Source organism: Halocynthiibacter sp. SDUM655004 (assembly GCF_026015885.1).
GTDB classification, from domain to species: Bacteria; Pseudomonadota; Alphaproteobacteria; order Rhodobacterales; family Rhodobacteraceae; genus Falsihalocynthiibacter; species Falsihalocynthiibacter halioticoli.
The window spans coordinates 1224496-1248843 of the sequence record NZ_JAPDUG010000001.1 but is presented as its reverse complement, the minus strand read 5'-3'; the positions used below and the strand labels follow the sequence as shown (position 1 = coordinate 1248843).

The window sequence follows — 24348 nt, the reverse complement described above, 5'->3', positions numbered from 1 at the left end:
CACGGTAGCCTTGGGGAAGGCACGTGCCGTTGGGGAACTATTGGGGCAGGAAACGGGGCAGGATTTTGCGGGCACGACTATTAAACAGGCTTAACACAGTATTGGAAAAACGTTTGCCAGAACGCAGGTTGTTTTTGCGTTCGGACAATGAAACCCGCTTTCTGCGCCTTAAGCCAACCACTCAAGCTTTTGCACTTCTAGGTTGTGCAAGCGTCGTTGGGTGGACAATTGTCGCCTCCTCGATCCTGTTCATGCAAAGCATCAGCTCTGGCTCCCTTCGGGATCAGGCTGAGCGCGAGCAGTTCCTTTATGAAGCCCGCCTCAACACGCTGTCTGCCGAACGGGATTACCGCACCGAAGAAGCGATCTCCGCGCAGCAACGTTTCTCAAAGGCGTTGGACGAAATTTCCGAAATGCAGTCGGAGTTGCTCCGGTTGGAAGACCGCCGGTACGAGCTTGAAACCGGCATCGAGGTCATACAGGCAACTCTTCGCAAGACAATCAAGGAACGCGACGCCGCGCGCGCCGAAGCCGCTGAATACGCGCTCAAACTTGAGGGAAGCGAAGAGAACACAATCGCAGATGCCGGCTCTGTAGACGATGTTCTGAACACCGTCGATTTCCTGACCGCTGCTCTCGCAGGTGCTGCTGACGAGCGTGATCGCATTGCTCAAGACGCCTCCTCCGCATTCGCAACGATTGCCGATCTGGAGTTCGAGGCCAAACTGATGCGTCAACGTAATGACCGCATCTTCAGCCAACTCGAAGAGGCCGTGTCTGTTTCACTGTCTCCAATGGATCAGATGTTCCGCAACGCAGGCCTCTCGCCTGACAGCATCCTCAAACAGGTGCGCGCCGGTTACAACGGCCAAGGCGGACCACTTACACCATTGTCCTTCTCCACTAAGGGTGAGCGCCCTGACGCCGACAGCCTGCGCGCCAATGCAATTTTGCGCAGCATGGACAATGTGAACATCTATCGTATTGCCGCTGAAAAAGCGCCATTCGCCCTGCCCGTCAAATCCGCCTTCCGCTTCACATCAGGCTTTGGTCCACGTTGGGGCCGGATGCACAACGGTACAGACTTCGCCGCTTCGCACGGCACGCCCATCCACACCACAGGTGATGGCGTCGTGATTCACGCAGGCTGGCAGTCCGGTTATGGCAATCTAGTTAAAGTACAGCACGAGTTCGGGATCGTAACCTTCTATGCCCATATGTCAAAAATCCGCGTGAAAAAGGGCCAAAGAGTCTCGCGCGGGGATCGTATTGGTGATATGGGAAATACTGGTCGGTCCACTGGCACACACCTTCATTACGAAGTGCGTGTAGGTGGCAAACCCGTCAACCCGATGAAATTTATCAAGGCAGCACGCGATGTTTTCTAAAAGCAAAATCAATGAACCCGGCCCCAAGAAATCCGGCGAACCAGTGACCGCTAAACCTACGGAGGCCGCAGTGCCAACTACCCCTACTGAGATGAAACAAACGGCACCGAAAGCAAAACCACCGGCATCGGTTCTGTCTTCTGATCTCGCAATCACAGGCAACCTCAAGACATCCGGCGACATCCAGATCGAAGGAACCGTGGATGGCGACATCCGCGCGCACCTGCTGACTGTTGGCGAAGGCGCAACTGTTCGCGGTGAAGTTATTGCAGATGACGTTGTCGTAAACGGCCGTGTCATTGGCCGCGTTCGTGGCCTCAAAGTGCGCCTGACATCGACAGCACGCGTTGAGGGTGACATCATCCACAAAACAATCGCGATCGAAAGCGGCGCGCATTTCGAGGGCTCTGTCCAACGTCAGGACGATCCCCTGAACTCCGGCGCAAAGCCAGCCGCCAAACCAGTGGCCGCCGCCGCACCGAAATCTGCTTAAACTAAACAGTTTCACAGCGTGAGAATTGACAAAGAGCTGCCAGATTTTGGCGGCTCTTTTTGTTTGGCGGAAAATCTCAGATTCAAACGCGCTATTCCATCGTACGCATCCACGCATGCCCGAATTGCAGCATCCAGATTGTTTCTTCCGGCCCGCGCGCGATATCAATTCCAACATCGATCCCGAGTTTGCGGGCAATCTTGTACCGCACGCCAACACCATATGTGTGCACCGGCCCTGAATCGTCAAAGATACGCGAATTCCCGGCAACGCTTGTCCCGTACCCCGCAAAAGCAACCCCAGCCCAACGATTGTCAAAATCCTTGCGGAGCTGAATTTCGGTACTGGACGCGCGCTCGCCAGCGTAACGCCCCCACGAGATTCCACGCAAACTGATCTGCGGAGCCATGTTGAACGGAGTATCGCCATTGCTCCAGTCATAGCGGGTCATTGCGCCGATACTCCAACCATTGTCGCCAAGCTTCTGAAAGCCGTGGAGCGCAACCATTCCGAGGTCAAAGTCGGCGTCACTTCCTATTGCGCCGTCAAACAAATCGTACCGCATAACCGCATCAATGCCCTGTAGCGGCGTTACGCTGTTATCGCGGGTGTCATAGGTTCCCATCAAACCAAGCGCGGAATACCGTTTCTCGACGGCGAACTCTTCGAGGATGCCCCCCAGCCTTCCTTCGGCATCAAGGCTGATCGTACTCGCCTGATAGCGGAAGCGAGGGCCGACGTACCACGGTGTCTCGCCTACTTGCATGCGCAGGTGCCCGAACACACCACCTGTAACATTGTTATACTCAATAGAGCGCGAGCTTCCGAACGGATACACCGGCAGATGAAGGTCCGCGCCTCCTATCCCAACCGTGTATTTCACCCGCCCGTCCCGAAAGGCGCCCGTCTGCATGGCACCGCCGCCAAACGAATTATTGCCCGTAATAAATGCGCCAACCATCGTACGCCGCACATTCTTGGTTGTTGGATCGCCTTGCACAAACTGCCCAACAATACCGATCCCCTTGTCTACGGCGGGTTCCGTAATGATGACCGGCATCGGGACGAAACCACCGCGCGCGAGAAAGGCGCTGACATCAAACATATTGTCTTCTGGGTCGATGAATTGCTCGGTAAAGGAATTCGCATGTGCTGGAAAAATGGTAAGCGCACACGATCCTGCTGTGGCAATCGCCGCTGCCATTTTCCGCAATGAACGGGTCGAGGCATTGAAAATCATGCAAAACCTATGGCTGGTCTAAATAAGTCCAGCATAGGTTGGGACAAGCGTCAAAACTAGAGAAACTTCTAGTCTTCACCCTGCGCTTCGGAGCGGCTCTTACCGGCAACATCCATCGCAAGCGTTGCTGCCATAAAGCCGTCGAGGTCACCGTCGAGCACGCCTTTTGTGTCGGATGTCTCGTGATTGGTACGCAGGTCTTTGACCATCTGATACGGCTGGAGAACATAGCTGCGGATCTGGTTGCCCCAGCCCGCGTCGCCTTTGTTTTCGTGGGCCTCGTTGATGGCGGCGTTCCGCTTATCGAGCTCCATTTGATAGAGCCGCGATTTCAGTGCCTTCATCGCGATATCACGGTTCTGGTGCTGCGATTTCTCGGAGCTTGTGACCACAATGCCGGTGGGCGCGTGGGTGATCCGAACGGCGGAGTCAGTTGTGTTCACGTGCTGCCCGCCCGCGCCGGAACTGCGGTAGGTATCAATGCGGATATCGGCGGGGTTCACTTCAATCTCGATGTTGTCATCCACCACCGGATAGACCCAGACCGAACAGAACGACGTATGCCTCTTGGCTGCCGAGTCAAAAGGCGAAATCCGAACAAGACGGTGTACGCCACTCTCGGACTTAAGCCAGCCATAGGCGTTCGGCCCGCTGATCTTGTAGGCGGCGGATTTGATGCCCGCCTCATCGCCAGCGCTCTCGCTCTGAAGCTCCACCGTATAGCCTTTTTTCTCTGCCCAACGCACATACATCCGCGCGAGCATTGAGGCCCAGTCACAGCTCTCTGTACCGCCAGCGCCAGAGTTGATCTCAAGGAAGGTGTCGTTGCCGTCGGCCTCTCCATCCAGCAGAGCTTCAAGCTCTTTCTCTGCGGCGGTTTTCTCGAGCGCGAGGATTGCCTCCTCCGCATCCGCAACAACCTCGGCGTCCTCTTCCATCTCGCCCAATTCGATCATCTCGATATTGTCGGCAAGGTCCTGTTTGATGGACTTATAGGTGTCCATCGCATCCACGAGCATCTGGCGTTCGCGCATAAGTTTCTGCGCTTTGGCCGGATCATTCCAAAGTTCGGGGTCTTCGGTGCGGGCGTTGAATTCCTCAAGGCGGTGTTCCGCCGTTTCCCAGCCCAGTCGTTGCTTGAGAAGGTCGAGCGATTTCTCAATCGCAGTTACGGAATTTTGCACTTCGGCCCGCATCGGATGTCCTTTGGATCAGGGGTTCGCCGAGTGTGATAGCAAGCCCCAAACCCGCGAACAAGGGCAAAGCATCGCCCTCGTTCCTGCTGCTCCATTGTTCAGGCAGGTCTAGTATTCGCCACCGCTGGTAATCGTGCCGAAGGTGGCCTTATCGCCAAATGTTACGGTCTCGCCTGTCGAGGTTTTTTCAACGCGGGTATCTTCAACATCCCCAACCTCTTCGAACAGAGGAAGATCGCTCGCCATCGCAAAGCCACCGTCATAGGTCACACCAAAGAGTGGCTCTTCGCCGTTGCGGAAATACTCGGCCACAACATTCGGACCAGACGCATCATTTCCAAGACGCGCACCGGTGTAGCGGTCGATCTTGATAAAGTGTCCACCCGGCGGAATATCAAAGCTGCCGCCCCCAAATTTCTTGGTCGCTTCCTTCATGAACTGGTTGAATACGGGGCCACAGAGCGTGCCGCCATAACCACCAGGCGCAAGGCTGCGCGGACGATCGTGACCAATGTAGCACCCAGCCACGATGTTGCTGGTGAACCCAACAAACCACGCATCTTTACTGTCATTCGTCGTCCCTGTTTTACCCGCAACCGGCACGCCAAGGTCGATGCGCCCTGCGGCGGTCCCGCGCTGCACAACGCCCTGCATCATCGAGGTAAGCTGATAGGCTGTCACTGGGTCCATCACCCGTTCGCGTCCGGTGTGGATTGCGGGCGCAACCCCCGGCTCAAGGCTCGCCACCTGACATTCCAGACAGTCGCGCTGATCGTGGCGGTAAACTGTTTTACCCCAACGGTCCTGCACCCGATCAACCAGCGTTGGCTCCACGCGCTCGCCACCATTGGCAAACATCGCATAGGCCGCAACCATCTTGAACAGGGTTGTTTCCTCTGCACCAAGGGAGTTTGACAGGAAGGTGTTCATATTGTCGTAAACGCCAAACCGCTCGGCATAGCGCGCAATGGTGTCCATACCGACCTCTTGTGCAAGTCGGATGGTCATCAGGTTCCGCGATTGTTCGATCCCTGTCCGAAGCGGCGTTGGGCCATAGAATTTGTTACTGGAGTTTTTCGGACGCCAAACCCCTGCGCCCGTATCAATCTCGATCGGGGCGTCAATAATGATCGTTGCGGGGGAATATCCGCTGTCCAGCGCCGCCGCATACACGAAAGGCTTGAAGGACGAACCGGGCTGGCGCGTCGCTTGGGTTGCACGGTTAAACACAGAGTTCTGATAAGAGAACCCACCCTGCATCGCGATTACACGGCCCGTGTTAACATCCATCGCCATAAAGGCGCCCTGCACTTCTGGCACCTGTCGCAGCGTCCAGCGGATGAAACTGCCGTCATCATCACTGGTCATTGCGCGGACATAGACAACATCGCCTACGTCAACCAAATCAGCTGCCTTGCGCGCCTTACCAGAAAGCGAACCGTCCTCGCGACGCTTGCGCGCCCATGTCACGTCTTTCGCGGGAATCCAATGACCGTCTTCGTCATTTTCGACGCCTTCGATGCCAATGCGCGCGCTGGTGTCGCCAGTTTCCAGAACAACAGCAACATGCCAACCTTCGACATCCCGCGCGAGTTCTGTTTCGGCAAGAGCCGCGCGCCACGTGGCTTCATCGGCCATTTGCTCTTCGGTCAGTTTTATACCTGTGCCGCGCCAAACCCCGCGAGACCGGTCATAATCCTCAAGACCTTTCTGAAGCGCCTTCGCCGCCTCGACCTGAAGATCCTGATCCACGGTCGCCCGAACGGTCAGCCCGCCGGTAAAGAATTCGTCCTCGCCGAAATCGCGGCTCAACTGGCGGCGGATCTCATCAGAGAAATAATCCCGTGGTGGCAGGTTGGATTTGAAGCTGTCGTATTCACCGTTTTGAACAGTGCGCAGCGGCTCTGCCATGGCCTTTTCGTACTCAGCCTCGGTCAGATACCCGTTGTCATACATCTCGCTCAAAACATAAGCGCGCCGTGCCATGGCCCGATCAAGTTGGCGTACGGGGTGATAATCGCTCGGCGCTTTTGGCAAAACCGCAAGATAGGCCGCCTCTTCAACCGTCAACTCAGAGAGCGTCTTGTTGAAGTACGTCAGCGCGGCCGCAGCAACGCCATAAGAGTTCTGACCAAGGAAGATTTCGTTCAGATAAATCTCGAGAATGTGATCGCGCGAGAGCGTCGTGACCATGCGGTTACTCAGGATAATCTCCTGAATCTTCCGTTCAATGGTTCGTCCGCCATGGAGGAAGCTAATCTTGGCAACCTGCTGTGGAATCGTTGAAGCCCCGCGAAGCCGCTCGCCCTTGGTTTGAATGGCCTCGACAATCACAGCAGCAATGCCGCGAACGTCATAGCCTTTATGGGTGTAGAAATTCTTGTCTTCCGCCGAGATGAAGGCCTGTTTTACCACATCCGGAATCTCTTCAATCGGCGCGTAAATCCTGCGTTCCTTGGCGAATTCGTCCATAATCAGCCCTTCGCCCGAATAAACGCGGCTGATTGTGTCGGGGCGATATTGCGTCAAAGTCTCTGTATTGGGCAGGTCTCGAGAGAACATCCAAAAGATGCCCCCGATCGTCAGACCGGCCATAACGATCCCAAGCACAAGGAAGGTAAAGATACCGCCGAAAAAGTTTAGAATAGCCCGTAGCACTGCTGGCCCCCAAAAGAATTACACTTCTCTATATATACCCAGTGCAGGAGGGTCAAAAGCCTTTCGGCAGATTGCCGCCACCTCGGATATTGGCGCTTGCACGGCCGGTGGAAACAGGTCACCTAGACCTATGCGACCAGAAGATATTCTAGATACCTACGAAACCCACGGCCCTGCCTATGCCGCACGGCGCAACAAAACCCTGTTTGAGCGCCGCTGGCTGGATCGCTTTCTGGCCCATGCGCCGGGACGCGACATCCTTGATATTGGCTGCGGCGGCGGCTTGCCAATTGCCCGCTATATCCGTGAACGGAACCGCGAGGTCACCGGTGTTGATGGCGCCGCGAGCATGGTGGCACTCTTTGCAGAGAATGTTCCGGGTGCGACCGTCCACCACGCCGATATGCGCGGGCTGGACCTTGGAAAAGAATTTGATGGGCTCATCGCGTGGAACAGTTTCTTTCATCTTAGCGTTGAAGACCAGCGCGCTATGTTCCCTGTCTTTGCCGCACATGCCGCGCCCGGCGCGCCGCTTTTGGTTACCACTGGCCCAAGTGCCGGCGAAGCAATCGGCGAAGTCGAAGGCGCACCAATTTATCATGCGTCCCTCAATCCCGAAGACTATCATAAGCTCTTTGACGAAGCTGGGTTTGACGTTGTTGATTTCGTTCCCGAAGACCCTGATTGCGCGGGGCATTCGGTATGGTTGGCACGGCGGCGCAAAGGTTAAGCGCCACCGCCCAATCTGGTTACTGGCGCAGCAGTTGCGCCTGCGCCGCATCCTTCACCCGCCATGCATTGAGCGCCGCGAGTATGCCGCGCTGCGCTTTTTCGCGCCATTCGGGAGTTTGAATATCGGCAAGGTCGTTCGGATTTGACAGAAAGCCAAGCTCGACCAGAACCGATGGAATATCCGGCGCCTTCAGAACTGAGAAACCCGCTTCAAGTCGCGGTTTTTTATACATTTTTCCGAGTTCGTCCTTCAACGAGATCACAAGTTCATCCGCAAGACTATCTGAACGCGGCGCTGTTTCCATTCGGGCAAGGTCCATCAGAACTGTGGCAATGTCATCGCCTTGATCCGACAGATCAACACCCGCCAGAAGGTCTGCGCGGTCGTGGCGTTCGGCGAGCTTCTGCGAGGCCAAGTCACTGGCTTTTTCCGACAGGGTATAGATCGTCGCCCCCGTTGCCCGCCCCTCGGCAAGCGCGTCCGCGTGGATCGAAATGAATACATCCGCCTTGGCCGCCCGCGCAACAGTGACCCGCGTTTCCAACGGCACAAACACATCGTCTTCACGCGTCAGTACAACCTGATAGCCACCATCGCGCAGCAGCATTTCCTTAAGCTCGCGCGCAAAAAGCAACATCAGATCAGATTCCCGCACAGGCGCGTCTTTGGTTCCGGCCTCTGCCCCCGGATCAATGCCTCCGTGTCCGGGATCAAGCACAATAATCAGATCACGTTCGCCCGTTTGCCGCCGCACTGGCGCGTTCAGCCCTTCAACACCTTTGCGCGTGTAGGTCGCCCCTTCGGGCGCGCCAGATGCCGCGCGAAACGCCTCCTCGCTCGCAGGAACAAGCGCAACAATAAATCGACTCTCGCGGTTGTCGCCGATGGTCATTCCGGCTTCATCCACTACAAAGGGTGCCGCCAAATCAACCACCATCCGTGACCAGCCAGCCTTGAACGCGCCAAGCCGCACGGCCTCTGCGTTATTTCCTGTGATCACCGTATCCGCATCAATGCCGCGCCAATCCACCTCGTTGAAATCCACCACGAGGCGCATTGGGTCCGCGAGAGTGAACACCCGATAAGGCACCGGCTGGCTTAGGGTCAACGAAACCGAAAGCCCCGCGCCAGTGTCCGTCACTCTTGCGGTTTCGGGCTCGACCGTGGCGAGCGCGTTAAAATCCTGTGCACTGCCCGCTGTTGCGGCGAAAGACGCCCAAAGCGCAACGATAACCCCTGCAAATCGCCTCATGCGCCGACCTCGTGATCGGGGAAGCGTTTTGCCATATAAGCCGCAAGCCGCTTGATCCCTTCGGCCATATCTGCCGTGGACCGCGCATAGGAAAAGCGGAGCCACTGCCCACCGCGCCCGGCATCAAAATCAAGGCCCGGTGTCACCGCAACGCCTGCTTCGTCAAGGATTTCAGAAGCGAATGCGAGGCTGTCGTCGGTATACTCTGATACATCCGCGTAAATATAAAACGCTCCATCAGGCGGTGCGATGCGGGTAAATCCGGCCTTTGGCAGCTCTTCAAGCATCAGAGCGCGATTGGCCTTATAAACTTCAAGATTTGCCTCTGTTTCCGCCTCGCAAGACAGCGCGCCAAGAGCCGCGACCTGTGCGGCATGAGGCGCACAGATGAACATGTTCTGCGCCAATCGCTCGACTGTGCGCACATGATCTTCGGGGACCACCATCCAGCCGATGCGCCATCCTGTCATCGAGAAATACTTGGAGAAGGAATTGATGACATAGACATCATCGGAAATCTCAAGCGCTGAAATCGCGCGGCCTTCGTATTGAATGCCGTGGTAAATCTCGTCGGAAATGAACTTCGTGCCATTGGCGTCGCAGGCTTGGATCAAATCGGCCAGCGCGTCACGCGAGAGCATTGTTCCGCTCGGGTTGGCGGGGCTGGCGACGATCAAACCATCAAGGTTCTGTCCTTCAAGATCGCTCGGCACCGGCTGAAACCGATTTGCGGCTGCGGTTTCGATCCCCACATCTTGCAGGCTCAGCGCGCGCAAGATCTGGCGGTACGACGGATAGCCCGGCAAGCCGAGGCCCACGCGGTCCTTCGCATCAAACAGCGCCGTAAACGCCAAAAGAAAAGCCGCCGAAGACCCCGCCGTCACCACAATCCGCTCTGGCGAAATCGTCAGCCCGTACCAGCGTTGGTACAGGTCCGCGATGCCACGTCGCAATTCCGGCAGGCCAAGCGCGACCGTATAGCCAAGCGCCCCCTCTTCCATCGCGGACGCCAATGCCGCGCGCGCACCGACAGGCGCAGGCGTGCTGGGCTGGCCGACTTCCATATGGATGATATGCCGCCCGCTGGCCTCTGCCTTGGCGGCGGCTTCCATCACATCCATAACAATAAAGGGATCAACCTGTGAACGCCTTGAAACCTGCATCAAATCTTTCCTATGCTCCCAACCTAGGGCTTTGTCCCAGTAGAGAAAGAAAAGGTCAATGCAGACACGCAGGCAATCCCCGTTTCGACGCGCAATTCTCGTGCTGTGCTGGCTCTTGCTGGTGCCGCAAACCCTGTTTGCACAGGGGATTATCCGCGATCCCGATATCGAACACGCCCTTGGCAAACTGGCCGAACCGGTACTCAGCGCGGCGGGGCTCAATCCAGGGCACGTCAAGATCATCATGATCAATGATTCCTCGATGAACGCCTTTGTGATTGATCGGCGCCACATTTTTATTCACACGGGCATGATCCTCAAAATGAAGCGCGCCGCCGAACTTCAAGGCGTGATTGCCCATGAAGCCGCCCATATTGCCAACGGCCATATCACCCGCCGCGCCGTGAACGCTGGCGGCGCAAGTAGCCTTGCAAAGCTTGGCCTGCTGCTCGGTGCTGCTGCGGCCGCGGCTTCTGGTCGTGGGGATGTTGGGCTTGCGGTTGCGGCGGGAACGGCGGGCTCTGCGCGGCGGGGTCTGCTTGGTCATACCCGCGCCGAAGAAGCCAGCGCCGACCAAGCCAGCTTCCGCTATATGGCGCGCGCGGGCATTGACCCGAACGGCATTATTGATGTGCTGGATATTTTCGCAGGGCAAGAGAGCCTCGCGCTCAACCGTCAAGATGCCTATGCCCGTAGCCACCCGCTCAGCCGTGACCGCTTGCGCGCGGCCAAAGGGTTTGCCGCCGCCTATGAAGGTAAGACCAAACCACAGGCAGAAGCGGACTATTGGTTCACCCGCGCGAAAATCAAACTTGAAGCCTTTGTGCGCAATCCAAAATCCGTTCTGCGCAAGGCCAAAAACGGCGACACTTCGGAACTGGCACAATTGCGCCGCGCCATCGGATATCACCGCCTTGCCCAAGGAGACAAAGCTGCAGCCGCGATTAATGCGGTTGTCGCCATGCGCCCGAATGACCCCTATTACCAGGAACTGCGCGCCCAAATTCTCTATGAATCCCGCCAATACAGCGCCGCAACCAATGCCTATGCCAAGGCCGTATCTCTCGCGCCGCGCAATGCGCTGATCCTCGCTGGATATGGCCGCTCGCTCTTGGCGCTCGACACGCGCGACAGCAACAAAAAAGCGCTGGACGTGCTTGTCAAAGCTGCAGGACGCGATGCCAATGACCCGCGCATGCTCCGTGATCTGGCCGTGGCCTACGCCAAGAACGGCAACAACGGGATGGCGTCTTTGGTAACAGCAGAACGCTATGCGCTGCTCGGGCGGTTTGACGACGCGGCCCTCCACGCGAACCGCGCGCTTGGCCAGCTACCTGGCGGCTCCGCTGGATCACGCAAGGCGCAAGACATCGTCTTTATTGCGAAAAACGCCCCGAGAAAGGGACGCAAACGTTAGGATAAGCTATTCTGCGGCTTCGCTCGCGGCCTTCTCGGCCTCGATTGCGGCGGCTTTGGCTTCGACCTGCTCGACGATGTGGTCGATCATCTGATCGTTGCTCATCTTGTGGCTCTGTTTGCCTGCAAGATAGACCATTCCGCTTCCGGCTCCGCCGCCGGTAAAGCCCACATCCGTCATCAGCGCTTCGCCCGGCCCGTTAACCACACAGCCGATGATCGACAAGCTCAAGCTGGTGGAAATATGCGCCAGACGGTCCTCAAGCTTCTCAACGGTTTTGATCACGTCAAACCCTTGCCGCGCGCAGGATGGGCAGGAAATGATCGTTACGCCGCGATGGCGCAGCCCGAGTGATTTCAGGATTTCATACCCAACCTTAACCTCTTCGACGGGATCCGCCGAAAGGCTCACGCGCATTGTGTCACCAATCCCCATCCACAGGAGATTGCCAAGGCCGATGGACGATTTGATCGTCCCCGCCATAAGCCCGCCCGCCTCGGTGATGCCAAGGTGGATCGGCGCGTCTGTTTCCTCTGCCAGCGCCTGATAGGCCGCCGCAGACAGGAACACATCGCTGGCTTTGACCGAGATTTTGAACTCGTGAAAATCGTTGTCCTGTAGCAGTTTGATATGATCAAGACCGCTTTCCACCATCGCCTCGGGGCATGGTTCGGCGTATTTATCAAGCAGGTGCTTCTCAAGGCTCCCCGCATTCACACCGATACGAATTGAGCAGCCGTGGTCTTTTGCCGCCTGCACCACTTCGCGCACGCGTTTTGCGTCCCCGATATTGCCCGGATTGATCCGCAAGCAAGCCGCCCCTGCTTCGGCAGCCTCAATCGCGCGTTTGTAGTGGAAGTGAATGTCGGCCACGATCGGCACGGGGCTTTCCGCCACAATTTCCTTGAGCGCGCGGGTACTTTCCGCATCCGGTGTCGAAACCCGAACAATATCCGCGCCCGCATCCGCACAGGCCAGAACCTGTTTGATCGTAGCGCTGGCGTCTGTCGTCAGCGTGTTGGTCATGGTCTGGACCGAAATCGGCGCATCGCCTCCGACGGCGACATTCCCCACCATAATCTGGCGCGACTTGCGCCGGTGAATATTACGCCAAGGTCTGATGTGATTGAGCGACATCCGGTCTCTCCGAAGTAAGGTCCGTTGAGGGATAGATAGGGTTTCATGGGCGCGGGGGCAACATGGATTTCAAGAGAGGCTGGCTTCGGCTAACTTCTCTTCCTTCACCTGATCAAAGCCTCTCGCCGCCTACCCCTAGCTTTGAACATAGGCGTCGACTTCGATCTCAACCAACCATTCGGGATTAACGAACCTGTTGATGGCCATGATGGTATCAACGGGCCGCGCGTCGAGACAATATTCCTTCCGCGCTTCAATCGCCTCTTTCCAATTGTCGATGTCAGTCAAAATAACGCGGGTGCGCACGATGTCAGACAATCCAGATCCCGCGTCTTCGAGCGCGGCTTTGATGATTTCAAAGCATTGCTTGGTCTGGGCGCGTACATCCCCAACGCCAACAGTTTTCCCATCGCTGTCAACTGGGGCCGTGCCACCCACCGCAATAAAAGGGCCAACCCGAACCGCGCGGCTAAACCCGACGATCTTTTCCATGGGATTGCCATTCGAAATCAATTTGCGTTCAGCTGGCATTCGGCCATCCTCTCATTGCTTTGAAAGAAAACAGCCTAGCACACCTCTCACCCACGACCGCTTGCTAAATGCAAAAAAGGCGCCGTGAAACACAGCGCCTTGCAAGAGATAGCTAACTTTTGCCGTCTATTCTTCGGGCAAATCCGCCTGCGCGACGACCGCCATATGAGCGGCAAGGTCGGTGTCTTTGGTGAGATCGGCGACTGTGTAGCTTTCGCTCAGGGCCGCATCAGACAGCGCCACCTCGGACACAACCTGTCCTGGGTCGCCAGCTGGGCCATAGGTTTCACCGTTTACGCCAAAATAGACGGCGCCCGAATTACCGGCCCGCAAAGTTGGAGCTTCTTCGGTCTGTGGCACGACGAACTCTTCGCCGGCATCAAGAATTTTCTCGAAAATGACAGTGCCGTCCGCAGCGCTGATCCGAACCCACGCAGGGCGCACAGCAAAGACTTTCAGCTCTGGTGCGGCACTGGCCACAACCTGCACATCAGACATCGGCTCTTCGAGGGATGTGGCGACGGCTTCTGCAACTTGCGTAGACGGGCGTTCGTATCCGGCGAAAGGGTCGATCGTTGCAATCGGTCCATCGCGCGCCACGAGAACGGGAACTTCAAGAGCTTCGGGGCGATAGAGACGATCCAGCGCCTCGGCCGAAATGCCCCCCGTCTCTTGTGGAAGGACATCAGCCGCAAATTCTGTGCTTGTTGCGAGGTCATCAAATCCGCTCGCGTCGGCCACTGGGGCAAATTGCACGCGCTGGATTTGTTGCAAAACAGTGTAGCCGCCGTAGCCGACACCCGCGATCAAAGCGAGCAATACGGCAACAGAGCCAATCGCGCTTGGCTGTACCTTCGACAACAGCGCCTCACCGCGCGGCACGAAACTTACATTCGGCTCAATAAACGGATCACGCTTGTCTGAGGTTGTTTTTCGGCTGCGTTCTGGTTTGGCAGTGGCTTTGCTGCCAGCGGCCATGCCATGCACATTCTCGAAGTTGGATTCGGTGCAAAACTGGCGATAAGTCTCATCTGGATCCATGCCCAGATAGCGCGCATAAGAGCGAACGTAACCAGCGATAAAACCGGCAGTTTCAAAGGCGTGAGGATCGGCGTTTTCGATGGCGGCAATGTAGGTGGCTTTGACTTTAAGCTCGCGCTGAACATCCAATAGGCTTTTGCCCATGGTCGCCCGCTCACCCCGCATGATATCGCCCAAGCGAATTTCATAGGAGTCAAAACCTTGCGGTCCTTCGTCCTCGACTGGTTGCGGAGATATAATGCGCCTAATCATAGCACTGCCCCGAGTTTCACTATTGCCCCCAATAGCTGGTTCAAAATCGGGTCGATTCGCCTGTGACCCTGACTTAGCCAGCTTCTTAGGACAACTCTAACATAGTGCAAACGATTCTGCACCAAAGATGATGTTAACCAGCGAGTTCGGCACGATTAAGCGCACAATGTGACCAAAGATCGTCCAAACCATGCACAAGTGCATCCATTTCACGCGGTCCGTGAACGGGCGACGGCGTAAAGCGGAGCCGCTCTGTGCCGCGTGGAACGGTTGGGAAATTGATTGGCTGCACATAGATCCCGTGATCTTCCAGCAGACGATCCGAGATCATCTTGCATTTCACAGGGTTGCCCACGTGCACAGGAACAATGTGGCTGCCGTGATCAATAATCGGCAGGCCAAGCCCCTTGAGGCGGGTCTTGAGGATGCGCGCCTGTGTCTGGTGCGCCTCGCGCAGGGCCTGATCGGTTTTCAGATGCCGAACCGAGGCCGCCGCCCCCGCCGCAATCGTCGGTGCGAGCGAAGTAGTAAAGATGAAACCGGGTGCATAGGAGCGGATCGCGTCACAGAGCTTGGCGTCCGCAGCGATATACCCGCCCATGACTCCGTATGCTTTGGCAAGCGTGCCGTTGATGATGTCGATACGGCCCATCAACCCGTCGCGCTCGGCAACACCGGCGCCGCGTGGACCATACATACCCACGGCATGCACTTCGTCGATATAGGTAAGCGCATTGAATTCATCGGCAAGATCAAGGATTTGCTCGATCGGGCCAAAGTCACCGTCCATCGAATAAACCGATTCAAACGCAATCAGTTTCGGCGCATCAGACGGATCCGCTTCAAGCAACTCACGCAGATGTTCAACGTCATTGTGACGGAAAATCCGTTTCGCGCCACCGTTGCGGCGCACGCCCTCGATCATCGACGCATGGTTGAGCGCATCGGAATAGATAATCAGACCAGGGAAGAGCTTTGGCAGCGTCGAAAGCGTCGCGTCATTGGCGATATAGGCGCTGGTGAACAGGAGCGCGCCTTCTTTCTGGTGAAGATCGGCAAGCTCGGCCTCAAGGCGTTTGTGGTACACCGTTGTGCCAGAGATGTTGCGTGTGCCGCCGGAGCCCGCGCCCGTTGCGTCAATCGCTTCATGCATCGCCTCAAGAACAACCGGATGCTGCCCCATGCCGAGGTAATCATTGCCGCACCACACGGTAATATTCTGCTCCTGCCCATCCGGACGGGTCCAGACAGCATGCGGAAACGCGCCGTTCTTGCGTTCAATGTCGATGAATGTGCGGTAGCGCCCTTCTTCGTGCAGATTGTTCAACGCGAGGTCGATCTTTGCTTTATAGTCCAAGGCGCTCTCCAAACTGCCTAGTGAACACACGCGCGTGTGCATTCTTCGGTTTCTGCTCTTCCTACGGAAGAACTTGTTCACAAGCTACGTTACAAAATGACGCGACCTGTATCAATTGCTTGAGGCGATATTTATGGAATCATTCTAGCTTTGACTTTGAGTTAAATCAAAGCGCGTGATTTCCGCTGCCGCGGAGCTATATATCGAATTTTTCACGAGCGGGAACCGGCCTTTTGCGCAACGTTACGGCAAGTCGGCTTGCGCCTGCCTATGGCAATGATACGGTACAGCTACCGTAGACCATACACCGCAGCCCATCCAACGCTCGAAAACGCGCGTAGATTTCAGCGGTAAACCATCAAAAACACACGGATATTATATGACACTCGCGCCCGTCCTAGACCAGATTGACCAAGACCTCGACACAGCCACCGAACGGCTGTTCGACCTGCTGCGCATCCCTTCGATCTCCACCGATCCGGCCTATAAAGAAGACTGCGATAAGGCCGCGGATTGGCTGGTCAAAGAGCTTTCAGACCTCGGATTTGAGGCCAGCAAGCGCCCAACCCCCGGCCATCCGATGGTGGTTGCCCATGGCGAAGGCCCAGATGACGCGCCACATGTGCTGTTTTACGGTCACTACGACGTGCAACCGGTTGATCCGCTCGAGCTCTGGGATAACCCGCCGTTTGAACCCGCGCTTGAGGACACGCCAAAAGGCAAAGTCCTACGCGGACGCGGCACATCCGATGACAAGGGCCAGTTGATGACCTTCGTCGAAGCCTGCCGCGCGTGGCTCAAGGTTCACGGAAAACTGCCGGTCAAAGTCTCATTCTTTTTTGAAGGCGAAGAAGAAAGCGGCTCCCCTTCTCTTGTGCCCTTCATGCAAGAGAACGCTGCCGAGCTGAAAACCGATATCGCGCTCATTTGCGATACTGGGCTGTTTGGCGAAGAAACCCCAGCGATTGTCACCCGTCTGCGCGGCCTTCTGGGCGAGGAAATCACCATCCACGGCCCAAGCAAAGACCTGCATTCCGGCATGTATGGGGGTATTTCAATCAACCCGACGCGCGTTTTGGCCAAAATCATTGCCGATCTGCACGATGAAACAGGCCGCATTCAGGTGCCGCATTTCTATGACGATGTAGCCGAGCTTCCGGATGACATCAAAGCGCAATGGGACGCGCTCGGCTTTGATGCCTCGCAATTCCTTGGCGAAGTTGGCCTCTCGGTTCCCGCAGGGGAACAAGACCGCACACCACTTGAAATGATCTGGTCGCGTCCGACTTGCGAAGTGAACGGCATTGAGGCGGGCTATACGGGCGACGGGTTTAAAACTGTGCTCCCCGCACAAGCCACCGCCAAGATTAGCTTCCGCCTTGTAAGCGGCCAAGACCCGTTCGCCATCCGCGAAAACTTCCGCACTTTCGTGGAAAGCCGCCTGCCCGAAGATTGTACGGTGACGTTCAAACCACACGGCGCCTCTCCTGCAGGTGAAATGGTAACATCAAATCCGGCATTCAAAGCGGCGCAAAAAGCGCTATCTGATGAGTGGCCCCGCCCTGCGGCATTCGTTGGCTGCGGCGGCTCAATCCCGATTGCTGGGCATTTCAAAACCATCCTCGATATGGACGCGATGCTCATCGGTTTCGGCAAGGACGACGACCAGCTTCACTCCCCGAACGAGAAATACGATCTGGAATGCTTCCACAAAGGCATCCGGAGCTGGGCACGCGTTTTGGCCGAACTGGCCTAATGCGCCATCGCTAAAACCTACCATCAAGGGCGTCACTACGGCGCCCTTTTTTGATGAGATTGCTTCGCACCGTGTTTGCAGACCTCCATCGTCGAAAAGTATCGCAATTTATGCTATTCTCTTGGCTTGGAAGTGGGAGGGTACATGATGACTAAAACAGCATTAATAACTGGCGCTTCAAGTGGAATTGGCCGCGGAACCGCGATTAAACTTGCCTCGGAAGGCTGGAACATACTCGCACACGGACGACGGGAAGACGCCCTAAAAGAAACGCTCGATCTGGTTAAAGACGCGGGGGGCAGCGGCAGCTATTTCACCGCAGAGATGGGCGATATGGATGATGTTGCCGCGCTTGCAGAATGGGCAACTCAAAGCGGAAAGCTGGATGCACTGGTTCATTGCGCCGCGAAATTCTCCTATGGATTGGTTTCGACGGATCGCTTTGAAGATTGGGACAACTCTATTGATCAAGTGCTGCGTGCAACAATCCGGATAACGGCGCATGTCCTACCCTCGATCAAAGCCACAGAGGGCGCGATTGTTTATATATGCGGCCCGACGTCATGGCTTGGGTGGAAAAACCACTCGATCCACTGTTCTCTGCGCCATGCGCAGGTCGGATTTGCCAAAGCCCTGTTTGAGGAGGTCCGCGAGGACGGGGTGCGTGTTACGCTGGTTCATCCCGGATTTGTCAATACGCCAGCTGTGAACGACAAAGGCAAAGACCGCTCCAAGATGATTCAGCTTGAGGACATATCACACATGATCTCGACGGCGATCGCGCTCCCCAACACGACCTGTGTCACGGAATTCACACTCCGCCCACAACGGACGCCCTACGTCTAGCCAGCACGCTTACGGCGGTGATGTGAAACCCTAAGCACAACCCCGCACGCTTACTTTACTCTTCTCCGAGATCAGTAAATCTCCGTCAAACCCGATGGCTTCATTGAGGGTAATACAATCACGTCCGCCCCATGAACAGCGCGATCTTGAAGGTCGATAACGTCCTGATTTAGCATGCGAATACAGCCCGAAGACACGGCCTTTCCCAACTCCCACGGGTCCGCATCTCCATGTATGCGATAGAGCGTATCAACCCCATTTTGAAACAAGTACAAAGCCCGCGCACCGAGCGGATTTCCTGGCCCCGGGTCCATACCGCCATTTGCAACCGAGTAAGGTTCGTATTCCGGTTGTCGCTCGATCATCGCTTCGGGCACATTCCAACGCGGCCACTCGCGCCAGAACTGCAGCCTCGCCTTCCCCTGCCAATCAAATCCCGCCGCCCCGACACTCACGCCATAGCGAATGGCGCGGTCATCGGATTCGATGAAATAAAGCTGTGCTGCATCCGGATTGATAATAATGGTTCCGCGCGGATGCTTGCCCCAAGGGTTATCTACTTCTTGACGCCAATACTCCGGCGCCAATGATCCCTCCTCAACCGCCGGTATCGGAAACGGCTCATCCGTTATGGCCCCATAAAACTCGGGAAGCGGAGGATACACGGGCGCGACGGGTTCGACCGGCGTGGTGATGGCTGCCTCTGGCTGGGTACAAGCAGCAAGGCCTGACACCGCGCCAAGGGCGATGAATTTTCGACGTGTTAGCACTGGGTATGTCCATGTTTTCGTTACAGAAGTGACGCTGCTGCGCCGTACGGGTTACGAAAACCGTGGAGGGTCTCGCGGCGGAGCATGCGCGAGGCTCGCTCCACGCCAAACATCCCTGAAATGCGCGCCATATACGGGCTCTGGCGTCGAGAATGTCATCGAAATTTCTCGCACCATGATGTCCGGGCCACACGGCGAGCCAGGTAGGGTCGCGATACGGCATTTCTTCTTGGCGGAAACGAAAGCGGTTGGCTGAATTGGATCCGCATACTCCGATACCGCAGCGTGCGGCGCCGATGGATACGTTGCACCATAAGCCCCCCAAGGAAGGAGGAGCACAGCAAGGACCGCAAACAGGCAACTTCGAAGAACGCTCATACCATGCGTTTACGCGCGCTCCAAAGGAATGACAATTGCAAGCGCCCCGTGACGGTGCGGCGCAAGCGGAGTCTCACAGGCTTGTGAAGGATTTGCCGCTTTCTAAGCCGTTTGACTGTTTTTGAAGCAGTCCCCGAAGCGGTGATTTTGACTTCGCTCACGCGTTTCTCGCGCCTCGATTTGCCTCCAGCACATACAGCTCACAGAATTTCACGCGAAAGCGTGCGGCCTATGCTAAGCAAGACAAACTCGTATTCGACAGAGGCTTATTTAAAGCAGGCATAACATGAGCATTAACAAGTGGATCGTTCTCTTACGCGGCATCAATGTTGGCGGGCACAACAAACTGCCGATGAAACCGCTTTGCGCTGCAATGGCCGAAGGCGGGTTTCACGACCCGAAAAGCTATATCCAAAGCGGCAACCTCACTTTCTCCACGCATGAAGAAAGCGCGACAGATGTAAAATCGCGACTTGCCGCGCTGATCGAAACGGAATTCGAACTCACGCCCGAGATCCTGATACTCTCAGAAGCAGAGCTTCGATCCACCATCGACGCCTGCCCCTTCTCAACGGATGTGGACCCGAAGACCCTGCATTTCCTCTTCCTCGCTGCTGAGCCCCCCGCCCCTGACCTCGCCAAGATCGAGAGTTTGCGCGCAGAGGATGAGCAATTCGCACTCACCGACCGTTGTGCCTATTTGCTTGCCCCATCTGGCATTGGCCGGTCCAAGCTGATGGCCGCTGCGGAGCGTTTGATCGGTGTGCCCACCACCGCCCGCAACCTGCGCAGCGTCGAGGCGATCCTTGCCCTTGCCTCCGCGTAACAGCCACCTCACCCATAGGAAATCACTGGAAACCATCAACAACATCCCGTAAGACACGCGCAATAAATCCGAGGATCAGATGAGCGATACCATTATTTCCCGCTGCGAAGCTCAGGGCCTGCGCCTAACGGACCAACGCCGTGTAATTGCTGGCGTGCTCGAAGAGTCCGAAGACCACCCCGACGTAGAAGAGCTTTATGCCCGCGCTGTGGCGCTTGATCCTAAAATCTCGATTGCCACGGTCTATCGCACCGTGAAACTGTTTGAAGAGTCGGGTATCCTCGCTAAGCACGAATTCGGCGATGGCCGCGCGCGTTACGAAACCGCCGACCGTGACCATCACGACCACCTTATTGATATGAACTCCGGCGAAGTCATCGAATTCGTCGACGAGGAGATCGAGGCGCTTCAGGAAAAGATCGCCGAGAAACTCGGTTACAAACTCAAGGGCCATCGGCTCGAACTCTATGGCGTTCCGCTGCGCAAACCTTGAGCTGCGGACTGTCGCAATACTGTTAACGCTAACGGCTATTATTTGCTGTGCCAACGGCGCCGAGATTGACCTTACTGCACCGCCTGCGTAAAAGGCCCTCGGCCCCTCTTAGATATTTGTTCAAAAGGACGACCAACATGACCACAATCATCGACATTTTCGCCCGCGAGATTCTCGACAGCCGCGGCAACCCGACCGTCGAAGTCGATGTGACGCTAGAGGATGGCTCCATGGGCCGCGCTGCCGTACCTTCGGGCGCATCAACCGGCGCATACGAAGCCGTTGAAATGCGCGACGGAGACAAATCCCGCTACCTCGGCAAAGGCGTACAAAACGCTGTGGCCGCAGTGAATGGCGAGATTGCCGAAGCCCTCGTCGGTTGGGACGCAACAGAGCAAGAAGCCATCGACGCCGCGATGATCGAGCTTGACGGCACCCCGAACAAAGGCCGCCTTGGCGCGAACGCAATCCTTGGCGTTTCACTCGCCGTCGCCAAAGCTGCTGCCGACGCAACCGGCCAGCCGCTGTTCCGCTATGTCGGTGGTACATCCGCAAAAGTTCTGCCTGTTCCGATGATGAACATCATCAACGGCGGCGAGCACGCCGATAACCCGATCGACATCCAAGAATTCATGATCATGCCGGTTTCCGCCGCGAATATCCGTGAAGCGATCCGCATGGGCGCCGAAGTGTTCCACACACTCAAGAAAGAGCTCTCCGCTGCGGGCCACAACACCGGTATCGGCGATGAAGGCGGCTTTGCGCCAAACCTCTCCTCTACCCGTGATGCGCTGGATTTCGTGCTGAAAGCGATTGAAAAGGCTGGATATGTTCCGGGTCAGGATATCTACCTCGCGCTCGATTGCGCCGCGTCCGAGTACTACAAGGACGGCAAATACGAGATGAAAGGCGAAGGTAAATCGCTCACATCCGCAGAAAACGTCGCCTATCTCGCAGCACTCTGCAACGACTATCCGATCATCTCGATCGAAGATGGCTGCGACGAGGATGACTGGGACGGCTGGAAGCTGCTGAACGAAACACTCGGCGATTCCGTACAGCTTGTGGGCGACGATCTCTTCGTGACCAACCCCACCCGCCTTGCGATGGGCATCGAGAAAGGCTCCGCCAACTCCATGCTCGTGAAAGTGAACCAGATCGGCACACTCTCCGAAACGCTCAAGGCCGTTGATATGGCCCACCGCGCGCGCATGACGAACGTGATGTCCCACCGCTCCGGCGAAACAGAGGACTCCACAATCGCAGACCTCGCCGTCGCCACAAACTGCGGCCAAATCAAAACAGGCTCGCTCTCTCGTTCGGACCGTCTGGCGAAATACAACCAGCTGATCCGCATCGAAGAAGTGCTCGGCGAAAGCGCCGTTTACGCAGGTAAATCGATCCTGAAAAACTGATCGAATAGATCATCTAAAAACAGTAAAGCCCTCGCATTTGCGGGGGCTTTTCCTTTTTAAAGCAGCTTGTTGGCGCAATAATTATTGCTGCCTAGAACTTAAATCCAAGCGCTGCATAGGGGCCGCTCAAGGTCAGGTCCATCACGAGGCCCTTGTCGTCCAGATCGACGAAGAGATGACGATACCCCGCAGCGAGCGACAGATGGTCTGTGATGTTCCAATCGATCTGCGCGAGGGCTTCCCACTGCTTTTCGGTTGTTCCGCCAAATCCACCGACATTCGCCATGCCGGATACTTCGAAATTGTCTCCGATAGGCGCTTCAAACCGCAACCCAACGAGCGGATCGACCCATTCGCGGTTCGCCTCAGCGCGAAATCGAAAGACCCGCGTCTCTAGCTTCACGTCCCAAAATCGCAATGCGCCCGTCGCTTCAAGCCGCAGCGCTGGTGAATTATAGAAGGCATACCCCGCGCCAACCGTTGTCATGGTGCCGCCAAGGCCCCATTCGGCAAGCGCCCCAAAGCTTGTTTTTGCCACGTCATTCGACATGTCGAGGTAGATAAAATCGCCAACCAAGGACCACTCATCCTTGCGCGCTTCACCTGTAATCATGAAGGCACCGTCGAGAATATCAAGAAACGAGCCAGAGCCCCCGACCGGCGGGTTCGGGCCGATATCAAGATCAGAACTCAACGTCGGTAGCCAAAGGTACGGCGTCACTTCGAATTGCCAATCCGCGGCCATCGCGCCTACGGGTGCAAGTAAACCGGCACAGCCGGCAAGCAAGGTCGAAATTCGTCGGCTCATACCTAATCCTTTATGAAATCACATCAATTTTGGCTCTATTCCATCTTGCCTTCTATCAGCTTGTACCGCTTTGTGCCAATGCTCCTGTTGGCTCGCTGACTGTGCCGCCGCCGACTGGGGCGCGCACCCCCGTTGTTCCAGGGCAGGATGTAGTCAGTCCCCGCGCAACACGCACACCAAGGAAGCCAAAGGCCTGCGCCTCCAGCATATCCCCGTCAAAGCCCGCGTTCTCGATCGGCGCCACGGGGCAATCCATCAAAACCGACAACATCGCCATCAAGGTCGGGTTTTTGCGCCCACCGCCACAGACCAGAACGCCTGTGGGCGGGCTTGGGCAATGCTCAAGCCCCTTTGCCGCGCTCGCCGCAACCATCGCGGTAACCGTCGCCACTGCATCGGCATCTTCCATATGCCCAACCCAATCGGCAATGTCCGGAAAGCTGTCTCGGTCCAGCGACTTGGGTGGCATACGATAGAAATACGGCTCTTCCAGAAACTGCTCGACCAAGGCTTCGTCCACATCGCCATCGGCGGCCAGAGCGCCGTCTTTGTCCATGGACTCTCCACGACGCGACAGCATCAAATCGTTGATAGGTGCATTGGCTGGCCCTGTATCAAAGGCCAACAACGCGCCCTCTTCGTCAGGCGTTGTCGCGCTCGGGTCCACCCATGTCATATTGCCAACCCCACCGAGATTGAGGAACACAACCGGCCCCTCTGCTTCCATGAACTTAGCGCAGGCAAAGTGGAAAAACGGCGCAAGCGGCGCGCCTTCTCCGCCCATTTCAACATCTGTGCTGCGGAAATCCCAAACCACGGGGCAATCCAGAACCTCGGCCAGCACCCGCCCGTTTCCTGCCTGATGGGTGCCGCGGCCGCGCGGATCATGGGCCAATGTCTGGCCGTGGAATCCGATCAACGCAGGGCGCTCAAACTGGCTCAAAAGCGTCGCGTGAACCGTTTCAATGACTTCTGCGGCTTCTTCAACCCGCGCATCACCTGGCCACAATCCAAGCGCGGCCGCGATCGGGGCTCGCTCTTCGCTGGAATAAGGATGATAGGCGCTTTCGCCGAATTCATAAATTCTCTCGCCGTCCGTCTGGATCGCTGCCGCATCCACACCGTCAAGCGAGGTGCCCGACATCGTTCCAATCGCCCAGACCGGTCCTGATTTCAACATCCACTTTCCCTTTTGCTA

Annotated in this window: 22 protein-coding genes; 9 read left to right on the top strand and 13 right to left on the bottom strand. The window is 56.5% G+C overall.

What is annotated here, in order from left to right; translation table 11 throughout:
• The first annotated feature begins 65 nt into the window (after positions 1-65).
• Both N9C89_RS06140 and N9C89_RS06135 read left to right on the top strand, forming a co-directional pair.
• Positions 66-1388, top strand: coding sequence for a M23 family metallopeptidase (locus tag N9C89_RS06140; protein ID WP_263952953.1), 1323 nt, complete (start codon positions 66-68; stop codon positions 1386-1388).
• Positions 1378-1881, top strand: a complete 504-nt coding sequence (locus N9C89_RS06135) for a bactofilin family protein (RefSeq protein WP_263952952.1) — start codon at positions 1378-1380, stop codon at positions 1879-1881. The genes N9C89_RS06140 and N9C89_RS06135 overlap by 11 nt, the downstream gene beginning before the upstream one ends.
• A gap of 91 nt (positions 1882-1972) precedes the next feature.
• Here the strand turns inward: N9C89_RS06135 and N9C89_RS06130 are convergent, their stop codons facing one another.
• From N9C89_RS06130 to N9C89_RS06120, 3 genes are all read right to left on the bottom strand, one after another.
• On the bottom strand, positions 1973-3085 hold the full coding sequence (locus N9C89_RS06130; protein WP_263952951.1) for a hypothetical protein: 1113 nt from the start codon (positions 3083-3085) through the stop codon (positions 1973-1975).
• Between the two features lie 104 nt (positions 3086-3189).
• Entirely contained in the window at positions 3190-4317 is a 1128-nt protein-coding gene (prfB, locus tag N9C89_RS06125) for a peptide chain release factor 2 (protein ID WP_263952950.1), read from the bottom strand.
• Between the two features lie 108 nt (positions 4318-4425).
• Complete coding sequence (locus tag N9C89_RS06120; protein ID WP_263952949.1) at positions 4426-6975, bottom strand: penicillin-binding protein 1A; 2550 nt, start codon at positions 6973-6975, stop codon at positions 4426-4428.
• Positions 6976-7105: 130 nt separating this feature from the next.
• Here N9C89_RS06120 and N9C89_RS06115 point away from each other — a divergent pair, with 130 nt between their 5' ends.
• Positions 7106-7705 carry a class I SAM-dependent methyltransferase gene (locus N9C89_RS06115; protein ID WP_263952948.1) on the top strand — a complete coding sequence of 200 codons (600 nt, stop codon included), beginning with the start codon at positions 7106-7108 and terminating at the stop codon, positions 7703-7705.
• Positions 7706-7724: 19 nt separating this feature from the next.
• Here N9C89_RS06115 and N9C89_RS06110 read toward each other — a convergent pair whose 3' ends face one another.
• A complete protein-coding gene (locus tag N9C89_RS06110; protein WP_263952947.1) occupies positions 7725-8960 on the bottom strand; it encodes an N-acetylmuramoyl-L-alanine amidase in 1236 nt (411 codons plus the stop codon).
• A complete protein-coding gene (locus N9C89_RS06105; protein ID WP_263952946.1) occupies positions 8957-10123 on the bottom strand; it encodes a pyridoxal phosphate-dependent aminotransferase in 1167 nt (388 codons plus the stop codon). The genes N9C89_RS06110 and N9C89_RS06105 overlap by 4 nt, the downstream gene beginning before the upstream one ends.
• 58 nt (positions 10124-10181) lie before the next feature.
• Here N9C89_RS06105 and N9C89_RS06100 point away from each other — a divergent pair, with 58 nt between their 5' ends.
• Entirely contained in the window at positions 10182-11540 is a 1359-nt protein-coding gene (locus N9C89_RS06100; RefSeq protein WP_263952945.1) for a M48 family metalloprotease, read from the top strand.
• Between the two features lie 6 nt (positions 11541-11546).
• Here N9C89_RS06100 and ispG read toward each other — a convergent pair whose 3' ends face one another.
• From ispG to hemA, 4 genes are all read right to left on the bottom strand, one after another.
• Positions 11547-12677 carry a flavodoxin-dependent (E)-4-hydroxy-3-methylbut-2-enyl-diphosphate synthase gene (gene ispG / locus N9C89_RS06095; protein ID WP_263952944.1) on the bottom strand — a complete coding sequence of 377 codons (1131 nt, stop codon included), beginning with the start codon at positions 12675-12677 and terminating at the stop codon, positions 11547-11549.
• A 135-nt stretch (positions 12678-12812) separates the two neighbouring features.
• Complete coding sequence (locus N9C89_RS06090; protein ID WP_263952943.1) at positions 12813-13208, bottom strand: RidA family protein; 396 nt, start codon at positions 13206-13208, stop codon at positions 12813-12815.
• Positions 13209-13334: 126 nt separating this feature from the next.
• Entirely contained in the window at positions 13335-14501 is a 1167-nt protein-coding gene (locus tag N9C89_RS06085) for a helix-turn-helix domain-containing protein (RefSeq protein WP_263952942.1), read from the bottom strand.
• A gap of 133 nt (positions 14502-14634) precedes the next feature.
• Positions 14635-15858, bottom strand: a complete 1224-nt coding sequence (gene hemA / locus N9C89_RS06080) for a 5-aminolevulinate synthase (protein WP_263952941.1) — start codon at positions 15856-15858, stop codon at positions 14635-14637.
• Between the two features lie 379 nt (positions 15859-16237).
• Between hemA and N9C89_RS06075 the strand changes: the two genes are divergently transcribed.
• Complete coding sequence (locus N9C89_RS06075) at positions 16238-17614, top strand: M20/M25/M40 family metallo-hydrolase (RefSeq protein WP_263952940.1); 1377 nt, start codon at positions 16238-16240, stop codon at positions 17612-17614.
• 144 nt (positions 17615-17758) lie between these two features.
• Positions 17759-18460 carry an SDR family oxidoreductase gene (locus N9C89_RS06070; RefSeq protein WP_263952939.1) on the top strand — a complete coding sequence of 234 codons (702 nt, stop codon included), beginning with the start codon at positions 17759-17761 and terminating at the stop codon, positions 18458-18460.
• A 71-nt stretch (positions 18461-18531) separates the two neighbouring features.
• On the opposite strand, the gene N9C89_RS06065 is transcribed toward N9C89_RS06070, so the two are convergent.
• Both N9C89_RS06065 and N9C89_RS06060 read right to left on the bottom strand, forming a co-directional pair.
• Positions 18532-19230 (bottom strand): L,D-transpeptidase, encoded by a 699-nt coding sequence (locus N9C89_RS06065; protein WP_263952938.1) that lies wholly within the window; start codon positions 19228-19230, stop codon positions 18532-18534.
• Between the two features lie 51 nt (positions 19231-19281).
• Entirely contained in the window at positions 19282-19608 is a 327-nt protein-coding gene (locus tag N9C89_RS06060) for a hypothetical protein (protein ID WP_263952937.1), read from the bottom strand.
• Between the two features lie 286 nt (positions 19609-19894).
• Here N9C89_RS06060 and N9C89_RS06055 point away from each other — a divergent pair, with 286 nt between their 5' ends.
• The 3 genes from N9C89_RS06055 to eno all read left to right on the top strand — a co-directional run bounded on the left by N9C89_RS06055 (position 19895) and on the right by eno (position 22342).
• Positions 19895-20434, top strand: a complete 540-nt coding sequence (locus tag N9C89_RS06055; protein ID WP_263952936.1) for a DUF1697 domain-containing protein — start codon at positions 19895-19897, stop codon at positions 20432-20434.
• A gap of 79 nt (positions 20435-20513) precedes the next feature.
• The gene (locus N9C89_RS06050; protein ID WP_263952935.1) at positions 20514-20927 is read left to right on the top strand and encodes a Fur family transcriptional regulator; all 414 of its coding nucleotides are present in this window, start codon (positions 20514-20516) and stop codon (positions 20925-20927) included.
• A 137-nt stretch (positions 20928-21064) separates the two neighbouring features.
• Positions 21065-22342, top strand: coding sequence for a phosphopyruvate hydratase (eno, locus tag N9C89_RS06045; protein ID WP_263952934.1), 1278 nt, complete (start codon positions 21065-21067; stop codon positions 22340-22342).
• Positions 22343-22433: 91 nt separating this feature from the next.
• Here eno and N9C89_RS06040 read toward each other — a convergent pair whose 3' ends face one another.
• Both N9C89_RS06040 and N9C89_RS06035 read right to left on the bottom strand, forming a co-directional pair.
• A complete protein-coding gene (locus tag N9C89_RS06040) occupies positions 22434-23150 on the bottom strand; it encodes a YfaZ family protein (protein WP_263952933.1) in 717 nt (238 codons plus the stop codon).
• Positions 23151-23205: 55 nt separating this feature from the next.
• A complete protein-coding gene (locus N9C89_RS06035; RefSeq protein ID WP_263952932.1) occupies positions 23206-24330 on the bottom strand; it encodes an anhydro-N-acetylmuramic acid kinase in 1125 nt (374 codons plus the stop codon).
• Between the last annotated feature and the right edge of the window lie 18 nt (positions 24331-24348).

What these genes read in the sequence shown, in the direction of transcription:
- N9C89_RS06050 (WP_263952935.1), top strand. Translation starts at nt 20,514, where the DNA reads ATGAGCGATACCATTATTTCCCGCTGCGAAGCTCAGGGCCTGCGCCTA.
- N9C89_RS06085 (WP_263952942.1), bottom strand. Translation starts at nt 14,501, where the DNA reads ATGATTAGGCGCATTATATCTCCGCAACCAGTCGAGGACGAAGGACCG.
- N9C89_RS06035 (WP_263952932.1), bottom strand. Translation starts at nt 24,330, where the DNA reads ATGTTGAAATCAGGACCGGTCTGGGCGATTGGAACGATGTCGGGCACC.
- N9C89_RS06070 (WP_263952939.1), top strand. Translation starts at nt 17,759, where the DNA reads ATGATGACTAAAACAGCATTAATAACTGGCGCTTCAAGTGGAATTGGC.
- N9C89_RS06105 (WP_263952946.1), bottom strand. Translation starts at nt 10,123, where the DNA reads ATGCAGGTTTCAAGGCGTTCACAGGTTGATCCCTTTATTGTTATGGAT.
- prfB (WP_263952950.1), bottom strand. Translation starts at nt 4,317, where the DNA reads ATGCGGGCCGAAGTGCAAAATTCCGTAACTGCGATTGAGAAATCGCTC.
- N9C89_RS06115 (WP_263952948.1), top strand. Translation starts at nt 7,106, where the DNA reads ATGCGACCAGAAGATATTCTAGATACCTACGAAACCCACGGCCCTGCC.
- N9C89_RS06060 (WP_263952937.1), bottom strand. Translation starts at nt 19,608, where the DNA reads ATGAGCGTTCTTCGAAGTTGCCTGTTTGCGGTCCTTGCTGTGCTCCTC.
- N9C89_RS06090 (WP_263952943.1), bottom strand. Translation starts at nt 13,208, where the DNA reads ATGCCAGCTGAACGCAAATTGATTTCGAATGGCAATCCCATGGAAAAG.
- N9C89_RS06100 (WP_263952945.1), top strand. Translation starts at nt 10,182, where the DNA reads ATGCAGACACGCAGGCAATCCCCGTTTCGACGCGCAATTCTCGTGCTG.
- N9C89_RS06130 (WP_263952951.1), bottom strand. Translation starts at nt 3,085, where the DNA reads ATGGCAGCGGCGATTGCCACAGCAGGATCGTGTGCGCTTACCATTTTT.
- N9C89_RS06055 (WP_263952936.1), top strand. Translation starts at nt 19,895, where the DNA reads ATGAGCATTAACAAGTGGATCGTTCTCTTACGCGGCATCAATGTTGGC.
- N9C89_RS06040 (WP_263952933.1), bottom strand. Translation starts at nt 23,150, where the DNA reads ATGAGCCGACGAATTTCGACCTTGCTTGCCGGCTGTGCCGGTTTACTT.
- N9C89_RS06135 (WP_263952952.1), top strand. Translation starts at nt 1,378, where the DNA reads ATGTTTTCTAAAAGCAAAATCAATGAACCCGGCCCCAAGAAATCCGGC.
- N9C89_RS06110 (WP_263952947.1), bottom strand. Translation starts at nt 8,960, where the DNA reads ATGAGGCGATTTGCAGGGGTTATCGTTGCGCTTTGGGCGTCTTTCGCC.
- N9C89_RS06075 (WP_263952940.1), top strand. Translation starts at nt 16,238, where the DNA reads ATGACACTCGCGCCCGTCCTAGACCAGATTGACCAAGACCTCGACACA.
- ispG (WP_263952944.1), bottom strand. Translation starts at nt 12,677, where the DNA reads ATGTCGCTCAATCACATCAGACCTTGGCGTAATATTCACCGGCGCAAG.
- eno (WP_263952934.1), top strand. Translation starts at nt 21,065, where the DNA reads ATGACCACAATCATCGACATTTTCGCCCGCGAGATTCTCGACAGCCGC.